This window comes from Gemmobacter sp. (assembly GCF_016792925.1).
Lineage (GTDB): Bacteria > Pseudomonadota > Alphaproteobacteria > Rhodobacterales > Rhodobacteraceae > Gemmobacter.
The window spans coordinates 1-7,868 of record NZ_JAEULU010000251.1; the positions used below are offsets into that span (position 1 = coordinate 1).

Annotated in this window: 8 protein-coding genes and 1 pseudogene; 4 read left to right on the forward strand and 5 right to left on the reverse strand. The window is 67.2% G+C overall.

Features of this window, described 5'->3' with window-relative positions:
* Positions 1-93: 93 nt before the first annotated feature.
* The 4 genes from JNN06_RS11900 to JNN06_RS11915 all read right to left on the reverse strand — a co-directional run bounded on the left by JNN06_RS11900 (position 94) and on the right by JNN06_RS11915 (position 2,713).
* Entirely contained in the window at positions 94-1,389 is a 1,296-nt protein-coding gene (locus JNN06_RS11900) for a homoserine dehydrogenase (RefSeq protein WP_291239810.1), read from the reverse strand.
* 81 nt (positions 1,390-1,470) lie between these two features.
* The gene (locus JNN06_RS11905; protein ID WP_291239811.1) at positions 1,471-1,746 is read right to left on the reverse strand and encodes a hypothetical protein; all 276 of its coding nucleotides are present in this window, start codon (positions 1,744-1,746) and stop codon (positions 1,471-1,473) included.
* A gap of 79 nt (positions 1,747-1,825) precedes the next feature.
* Positions 1,826-2,203, reverse strand: a complete 378-nt coding sequence (locus JNN06_RS11910; RefSeq protein WP_291239812.1) for a hypothetical protein — start codon at positions 2,201-2,203, stop codon at positions 1,826-1,828.
* Between the two features lie 51 nt (positions 2,204-2,254).
* Positions 2,255-2,713 (reverse strand): nucleoside deaminase, encoded by a 459-nt coding sequence (locus tag JNN06_RS11915; protein WP_291239813.1) that lies wholly within the window; start codon positions 2,711-2,713, stop codon positions 2,255-2,257.
* A 140-nt stretch (positions 2,714-2,853) separates the two neighbouring features.
* Between JNN06_RS11915 and JNN06_RS11920 the strand changes: the two genes are divergently transcribed.
* From JNN06_RS11920 to JNN06_RS11935, 4 genes are all read left to right on the forward strand, one after another.
* Entirely contained in the window at positions 2,854-4,131 is a 1,278-nt protein-coding gene (locus tag JNN06_RS11920) for a pseudouridine synthase (protein WP_291239814.1), read from the forward strand.
* Between the two features lie 263 nt (positions 4,132-4,394).
* Complete coding sequence (locus tag JNN06_RS11925; RefSeq protein ID WP_291239815.1) at positions 4,395-5,309, forward strand: 5-bromo-4-chloroindolyl phosphate hydrolysis family protein; 915 nt, start codon at positions 4,395-4,397, stop codon at positions 5,307-5,309.
* Between the two features lie 90 nt (positions 5,310-5,399).
* The gene (locus JNN06_RS11930; RefSeq protein WP_291239816.1) at positions 5,400-6,584 is read left to right on the forward strand and encodes a toxic anion resistance protein; all 1,185 of its coding nucleotides are present in this window, start codon (positions 5,400-5,402) and stop codon (positions 6,582-6,584) included.
* A gap of 20 nt (positions 6,585-6,604) precedes the next feature.
* The gene (locus JNN06_RS11935; protein ID WP_291239817.1) at positions 6,605-7,555 is read left to right on the forward strand and encodes a DUF2927 domain-containing protein; all 951 of its coding nucleotides are present in this window, start codon (positions 6,605-6,607) and stop codon (positions 7,553-7,555) included.
* A 34-nt stretch (positions 7,556-7,589) separates the two neighbouring features.
* Here JNN06_RS11935 and JNN06_RS11940 read toward each other — a convergent pair.
* A pseudogene (locus tag JNN06_RS11940) lies at positions 7,590-7,868 on the reverse strand (zinc ribbon domain-containing protein); the annotation flags it as partial.

Below are 7,868 nucleotides of genomic sequence, written 5' to 3' on the forward strand. Positions count from 1 at the left end.
CCCCCTGAGGATACTTTCGCCAAGATGAAAGGCGCGCGGGCTGCGTTTCATCTTGGCCCAAATATCCATTCACCCGATGTCAGGGGCGCAGCGTCACAATTCCTCGATGCGGATGGCGACGGGTTGGCCGACCAGCACGCCGGTCGCCTCGAAGCGCGACAGGGCGTGGGTGATGTCGGCAGGCGCGGCCTTGTGGGTGACGAAGATCACGATGGCGTCATCATCCTGCCCGCCCGGCTGGTTGATCTGGCGCATCTGGTCGATCGAGATGCCCGCCTCGCCCAGACAGGTGGCGATTTTCGCCAGCGCGCCGGGTTTGTCCAGCAGGGTCATGCGCAGGTAATAGGGCGCGGGCGTGGCCGACTTGGCGGGGATCGCCGGTTTCAGCACGGTGGCGGGCTGGCCGAAGGTCGGCAGGCGCAGCCCGCGCGCAATGTCGATCACATCGCCCATCACCGCGCTGGCCGTCGGGCCTTCGCCCGCGCCGGGGCCGCGCAGCACGATCTGGCCGACGCTATCCCCTTCCAGCATCACCATATTGGTGCCGCCTTGCAGCTGGCCGAAGGGGCTTTCGGCGGGCACGAGGCAGGGCGTCATGCGCTGTTCCAGCCCGCGCCCCGACATCTGCGCCACGCCCAGAAGCTTGATGTGATAGCCCATGTCATCGGCAAGGTTGATATCCTCGATCGAGACATTGCCGATGCCTTCCAGCTCCACATGGTCAAAGGCCACCTGGGTGCCAAAGGCGATGGAGGCCAGCAGCGACAGCTTGTGCCCGGCGTCAATTCCCCCGACATCCAGGTTCGGGTCGGCCTCAAGGTAGCCCAGTTGCCGGGCTTCCTCGAACACCACCTCATAGGGCAGGCCCGCATTGGCCATGCGGGTGAGGATATAGTTGCAGGTGCCGTTCATCACGCCCATGACGCGGCGGATCTGGTTGCCCGCCAGCCCCTCGGTCAGCGCCTTGATGACCGGGATGCCCCCGGCCACGGCGGCCTCGAAGCGAATGACGCGGCCTGCGGCCTCGGCGGCCAGCGCCAGCGCCTGCCCGTGATGCGCCAGCAGCGCCTTGTTCGCCGTGACCACATCCTTGCCCGCCGCGATGGCGGCCTCGGTCGCGGCCTTGGCCGGGCCCTCATGGCCGCCCATCACCTCGATGAACACATCCACATCCTCGCGCTGCGCCAGCGCCACCGGATCGGTTTCCCAGGCATAGGCCGAAAGGTCCGCATCGCGGTTCTTCTGGGGGTCGCGGGCCGATACGGCGGTGATCACCACAGACCGCCCGGTGCGCGCAGTGATCAGGTCGGCCTGACGCTGCACGATCTTGACCACGCCGATGCCGACGGTCCCCAGACCGGCGAGCCCGAGACGCAGGGGCTGAACCATGATGAACTCCACTTCAGGGGTGATTTCTCGCGCCCGTGTTAGACGTTTCAACAGGGCTGCGCAACGCGCCTGCGCAGGGTTTCAGCCCAGATGCGCCAGAAGCCGGGCGCGGGTGGCGGGGTCGGCCACCGGGCCGCGCATGGCGGCGGCGCGGGCGCGCAGGCGGGCCGCCCGGGCCGAAAGGCCGGTGGGATCGACCGCCACGATACTGCCCGGCGCCGGGATCTGCGCCAGCAGCGGCTCCAGCGGCAGGATGGCTGGCGCGGGGCCGGGTGCAGGCTCGGGCGCGGCCAGCCGGGGCATCTCGCCGCAGGCCGCCAGCCCCAGAAGGCCGCAAAAGGAAAGGAGTTTCAGCATCGACGCCCGCATCACAAGACCGCGCGAACCTTAGCCGTGCCGGATGCGCCCGACAAGCGCCCCCGACAAGCGCCCGTGATTACGGCGCCGCTTTCGGCACCTTGCATTCCGGGTTGCCGAACTTGACCGAACAGGCCTGCACCGCGCAGGCGCGGATCTGCACATCGCGGCGATCCTTGTTCATGTCATAGCTTTCCAGCGTGGTGTAAGGGATTTCCTCCAGCCGCGTGCCGGACACGCAATGCTGCCCGCCCTTCTTGCCCACCGGCTCGCAGACCATCTCGCCGGTCGGCACCCGGATATAGCGCGACCGCTCGACCAGCCGCTGCCCCATGCGGGCGGGGATCTTCTGCTCCCACTCCGCCTGACAGACCGAACGCTCCGCCTGATATTCGGGCGTGCCGCAAGACACCAGCATCAGGCTGGCGGGCAGGATCAGGGCAAGGGACAGGCGCATCTTCAAACTCCGGAAAGCGTCAGAAAAGGGAACGCTTGGCGCGAGGATTCGTCAAGCCTCGCGCTTGGCGGCAAAAAAGCCGCGCAAGAGGGCGGCGGCCTCGGCCTCAGCCAGACCATCGTAAACTTCCGGCGCATGATGGCATTGCGCATGGCTGAACACCCGCGCGCCAAAGGCCACGCCCCCCGATTTCGGGTCGGCCGCGCCATAATACAGCCGCGCGATGCGGGCGGCCGAAATGGCGGCGGCGCACATCGGGCAGGGCTCCAGCGTGACATAGAGATCAAGCCCCGCCAGCCGCTCCTGCCCGAGGGCGGCACAGGCGGCACGAATGGCCAGCACCTCGGCATGGGCGGTGGGGTCGCACAGCTCGCGCGTGCGGTTCCCTTCCCGCGCCAGCACCACGCCGCCGGGGCCGACGACCACCGCCCCCACCGGCACCTCGCCGCGCGCCGCCGCCGTCCGCGCCTCCGCCAGCGCCAGATCCATGAACGAGCGGAACCCCGTCATCTCATTGCCCGCCCGTCATCACATTGCCCTTTGACGCGCCACCGCGTATCCTTCAACCTGATCGAAATATCCTCGGGGGTCCGGGGGCAGACAGCCCCCGGGCGCGTCAGCAGACGCCCCCGCAACATGCCGGGAAAGCCATGACAGAACAAGACAAGCCGAAAAAGGCGCCTGCCAGGGCTTCTGCCGCCAAATCCACCGCCCCGGCCCCCGCTGCCCCGGCCCCCGCCGCTCCGGAAGGCGAGCGCATCGCCAAGATGCTGTCGCGCGCCGGGGTCGCCTCGCGCCGCGAGGCGGAGCGGCTGATCGAGGCGGGCGAGGTGAAGGTGAATGGCAAGATCATCACCTCGCCGGCGCTGAACGTCACCGCCAAGGACAAGGTGACGGTTTCGGGGCAGCCGGTGGCGGAAAAGCAGCCCGTGCGGCTGTGGCTTTATTACAAGCCCGAGGGGCTGGTGACCTCCAACGCCGATGAAAAGGGCCGCGACACGGTGTTCGACCACCTGCCCGAGGATCTGCCGCGTGTGATGACGGTGGGGCGGCTGGACCTCAATTCCGAAGGCTTGCTGCTGCTGACCAATGATGGCGGGCTGAAGCGGCGGCTGGAGCTGCCCTCGACCGGCTGGCTGCGCAAATACCGTGTGCGCATTCACGGCAACCCGACCGACCCGGATTTCGAGCCGCTGCGCAAGGGCATCGAGGTGGAGGGCGAGCGGTTCCAGCCGATGCAGGTGGTGCTGGACCGCATTCAGGGCGCGAATGCCTGGGTCACGGTGGGCCTGCGCGAGGGCAAGAACCGCGAGATCCGCCGTGCCATGGCGGCCATCGGGTTGACGGTGAACCGGCTGATCCGCATCAGCTATGGCCCCTTCCGCCTGAACGAGCTGGAGCCGGGACAGGTGGAGGAGGTGCGCCCGCGCGTGCTGAAAGACCAGCTGGGCTTTGATCCCTTCGCCGAAGAGGAGGAGGCCCCTGCCCCGCGCCACCCGCCGAAGCCCGGCGCGCGGGTCCGCACGGTCAGCCGCAGCGGCAAGACCCGCCCCGATGAGGAAGAGGCCCCGCGCGCGCCCCGGGGCAAACCGGCCCCGCGCAGCGCGGCGGCGACCGCAGGCCGTGGCTCTGCCGATCCGGCCAGGCCGCGCAGTGCGGCGACCAAACCGGGGGCAGCCCAACCGGGAGTGGCAAAGCCCGCCGGGAAGCCGGGCAGCCGGTTGAAAGGCTCGGCAGACCGGTTTTTGGATGCCATCGACACCAAGGCCCCGCGCGGGCGCCCCGGTGGGGATCGGGCGGCGAGTGATCGGGCAACGCGGCCCAGCGGTCCGGTGTCGCGCGGCCCCAAGCCCACAGGTTCCAAACCCGCTGGCGCCAAACCCACAGGTGCCAAACCCACGGGTCGCGGCGGGCCGAAGCGGGGCTGAGCCTGCAAGCCGCGCGCCGCTGGCCAGCCTTGGATTTTGGATATTTGGGCCAAGATGAAGGGGGAAGCGCGCGCGCTTTTTCCCTGCCTTGGCACTGGTAGCAGCGCGCCGCCATGCCTATAGTTGAACCGGGGCGCGGCGCTGCCCCCTGTTTTTGTGGCAAGCCCCGGAGGCCCGATGTCCGCATCCACCCTGCAAAACATCAGCTTTCTGCTGTTTCTGGCACTGTCGCTTTACACGGCTTTTGGCGGGGGGATGTGAGCATGGCCCAACGGTTTGGCGGCAAATATTCGCCCGATGGCGATGTGCAGCGCGAAGATGGCCGCGCGCCCCGGGCGCAGCCGGTGCCCAATCTCTATGATGCCAGCCGCCCGGCCAAGGCCGGTGCGCGCTCCAACGTGCTGTTTCTGGTGCCGTTTCTATTCGTGGCCAAGGGCTTTGTGTCCAATGCCGACGGGCTGCTTTTGAACCTTGGCGCCGGGGCGGCGCTGCTGGCTTCGGCCTTTCTGACCCGCGAGGGCTTGAAGGCCGAAACCGCCTATGCCCTGCGAAATGTCGCCAAGCGCCCGGCCTTCCCGCGCAAGATTTTCGGCAGCATTCTGGCAGGCGCAGGCATCGCGGCAGCGGCCTTTGCCGCCACCGGATCGGGCCTCCATGCCGGGCTGTTCGGCCTGCTGGCGGGCGGCTTGCATCTGGGCAGCTTTGGGCTTGATCCGCTGCGCGACAAGGGCGCGGCGGGGATAGACGCCTTTCAGGCCGAGCGCGTGGCCCGCGCCGTGGATGAGGCCGAGGCCCATCTGTCGGCCATGAAGGATGCCATCCTGCGCGCCCGCGACCGCGGCTTGGAGGCGCGGGTGGACCGCTTTGCCGTGGCCGCGCGGCAGCTCTTCCGCCGGGTCGAGGAAGACCCCGGCGATCTGTCGGCGGTGCGCAAATATCTGGGCATCTATTTGCAGGGCGCCCGCGATGCGACGGTGAAATTCGCCGATCTTTACGGCCAGAACCGCGATGCCAAGGCGCGCGGCGACTTTGAGACCCTGCTGGACGATCTGCAAACCACCTTTGCCGACCGCTCGGCCCGCCTTCTGACCAATGACGCGCAGGCACTGGATGTGGAAATTCAGGTTCTGCGCGAACGTCTGCAATATGAAACCCCGAAACGGGCATCCGATGCCTGATTGAGAAGCCGCCCCACCCCTGCTAAGGCGGGGTGGTAACGCGTAAATTTGCAACCCGTATCGCCGCAAGGCCCGATCAGGGAGTATCCCATGTCCGAGACCGTCCGCGCCGCCGCCGAAGCCACGCTTGCCGAAGTGCAGGCCCTGAATGCCGTCATCTTGCCAGAGGCCAAGCAAGAGGTCGTGCCGCTGGAGGCCGCCCCGGCCCCGCAGGCCGAGGCGATCCGCTCGCGCATGGCCGAGATCGACATGGGCAATACCCAGTCGATCATCTCTTTCGGCTCGGCCGCGCAGAATGAGTTGCAGGTGATCAGCCAGCAGATGCTGGCCGATGTGAAAAGCAAGGATGTCGGCCCGGCGGGCGACAGCCTGCGCAACATGGTCTCGACCCTCAAGGGCTTTACCGTGTCGGAGCTAGATGTGCGCCGCCAGCGCTCGTGGTGGGAACGCCTGCTGGGCCGCGCCGCGCCCTTCTCCAAATTCGTGGCGAAATACGAAGAAGTGCAGGCCCAGATCGACCGGGTGACCGCCAACCTCGACCAGCACGCCCATACGCTGCTGAAAGACATCAAGTCGCTGGATCAGCTTTACGCCAAGACCCTCGATTTCTACAACGAACTGGCGCTTTACATCGCGGCGGGCGAGGCCAAGCTGGCCGAGCTGGATGCCAGGGACATTCCGGCCAAGGAGGCCGTGGTGGCCGCCGCGCCGGAAGATCAGAAGGTGCTGAAGGCGCAGGAGCTGCGCGACCTGCGCGCCGCGCGGGATGATCTGGAGCGCCGGGTGCATGACCTGAAGCTGACCCGTCAGGTCACCATGCAATCGCTGCCCTCGATCCGGCTGGTGCAGGAAAACGACAAGTCGCTGGTGACCAAGATCAACTCCACGCTGGTGAACACCGTGCCGCTGTGGGAAACCCAGCTGGCGCAGGCCGTCACCATCCAGCGCTCGCGCGAGGCGGCGGAATCGATCAAGGCCGCCAATGACCTGACGAATGAACTGCTGACCGCCAATGCCAAGAACCTGCAAGAGACCAACCGCGTGGTCCGCACCGAGATGGAGCGTGGCGTCTTCGACATCGAGGCGGTGAAAACCGCCAATGCGACGTTGATCGCCACGATCAACGAAAGCCTTGCGATTGCCGATGAGGGCAAGGCCAAACGCGCCGCCGCCGAGCAGGACTTGCAGAAGATGGAAGCCGAATTGCGCGACACGCTGGCCTCGGCCAAGGCGCGCAAGGATGGGCTTGGCACGGCCACCGGCTCGGCTGTGTGATACGAAAAACGGGGGCGGGCGTGACGGCAGATCGGGTGAGGGGATGGGCGGGCCTCGGCCTCGCGGCGCTGCTGGCGGCATGCACGGCGGCGCCTGTCAGCGCGCCCGCCCCCGTGCCGCGCCCGGCCCCGCCGCCCGTGGCCCCGCCGCCGCGCCTGCCCAGCGTCTCGGCGGAAAGTGCTGCGCTGGCAAGCTATTACACGCAGGTGCAGGCCGATCTGCTGGCACAAGGCCTGCTGCGCACCGATGGCGGTGGCAGCGATACGCCCTTCACCGACACGATGCTGACCGAGAATTTCATCCGCATCGCCATGTTCGATGAATATGCGCGCGGCGCGGGTGGGCTGGTGGCGCGCGAGACCTCCAGCGCGCTGCGCCGTTGGGAAGGGCCGGTGCGGGTGGAGGTGAGCTTTGGCGCCTCGGTCCCGCTGGCGAAACAGGCCACCGATCGCGCCCGGATCGGGTCTTATCTGCAACGGCTGCAAGCCATCACCGGCCATCCGATCAGCCTTGTCGCCTCGGGCGGGAATTTCAAGGTGCAGGTGGTGAACGAGGATGAGCGCCGCGCGCTTGGCCCCACCATCGCACGCAGCCTGCCCGGCCTCAGCCCGGCGGATATTGGCGGGCTGACCAACCTGCCACGCTCGACCTATTGCATCGTCTATGCGCTGTCGCCCGGCAATTCCTCGGCCTATGACGCGGCCTTTGCGGTGATCCGCGCCGAACATCCCGATCTGCTGCGCCTGTCCTGCATCCATGAAGAGATCGCGCAGGGGCTGGGGCTGGCCAATGACAGCCCGCTGGCGCGGCCCTCGATCTTCAACGATGACGAGGAATTCGCCCTGCTGACCCGGCAGGACGAGATGATGCTGCGCATCCTCTACAACCCGCAACTGCGCCCCGGCATGAGCGCCAGCGAGGCCCGCCCCATCGTGCGCGCGCTGGCGGCGCAGATGACCGGCGGCAGCTAAGCGCGCCTCGATTTTTCGTCGAAAAATCGCGCCCTTAGCGGAGAGCGCCGCTTTGATCCAGGGCCACGGTGATGCCCACCAGCACCAGCACGGCCAGCACGGCGAAGGTGATTTTCCAAACGCTCCATGGCCGTTCGCCCTGCACACGCCCGGTCTGGCCGTTCACCACAAAGCGGTAGGTCTTGCCATTGTATTTATAGGCGGCCATCCAGATCGGCAGCAGCACATGTTTAAAGGTTTCGGCCGAATATTCGGTGTCGATCCGATGCACCTTTTGCACATCGCCGCCAATGTCGCGCCGCACGTCCTGATG

Coding starts and splice junctions, on each gene's coding strand:
- JNN06_RS11900 (WP_291239810.1), bottom strand. CDS start 1,389: ATGGTTCAGCCCCTGCGTCTCGGGCTCGCCGGTCTGGGGACCGTCGGC.
- JNN06_RS11905 (WP_291239811.1), bottom strand. CDS start 1,746: ATGCTGAAACTCCTTTCCTTTTGCGGCCTTCTGGGGCTGGCGGCCTGC.
- JNN06_RS11910 (WP_291239812.1), bottom strand. CDS start 2,203: ATGCGCCTGTCCCTTGCCCTGATCCTGCCCGCCAGCCTGATGCTGGTG.
- JNN06_RS11915 (WP_291239813.1), bottom strand. CDS start 2,713: ATGACGGGGTTCCGCTCGTTCATGGATCTGGCGCTGGCGGAGGCGCGG.
- JNN06_RS11920 (WP_291239814.1), top strand. CDS start 2,854: ATGACAGAACAAGACAAGCCGAAAAAGGCGCCTGCCAGGGCTTCTGCC.
- JNN06_RS11925 (WP_291239815.1), top strand. CDS start 4,395: ATGGCCCAACGGTTTGGCGGCAAATATTCGCCCGATGGCGATGTGCAG.
- JNN06_RS11930 (WP_291239816.1), top strand. CDS start 5,400: ATGTCCGAGACCGTCCGCGCCGCCGCCGAAGCCACGCTTGCCGAAGTG.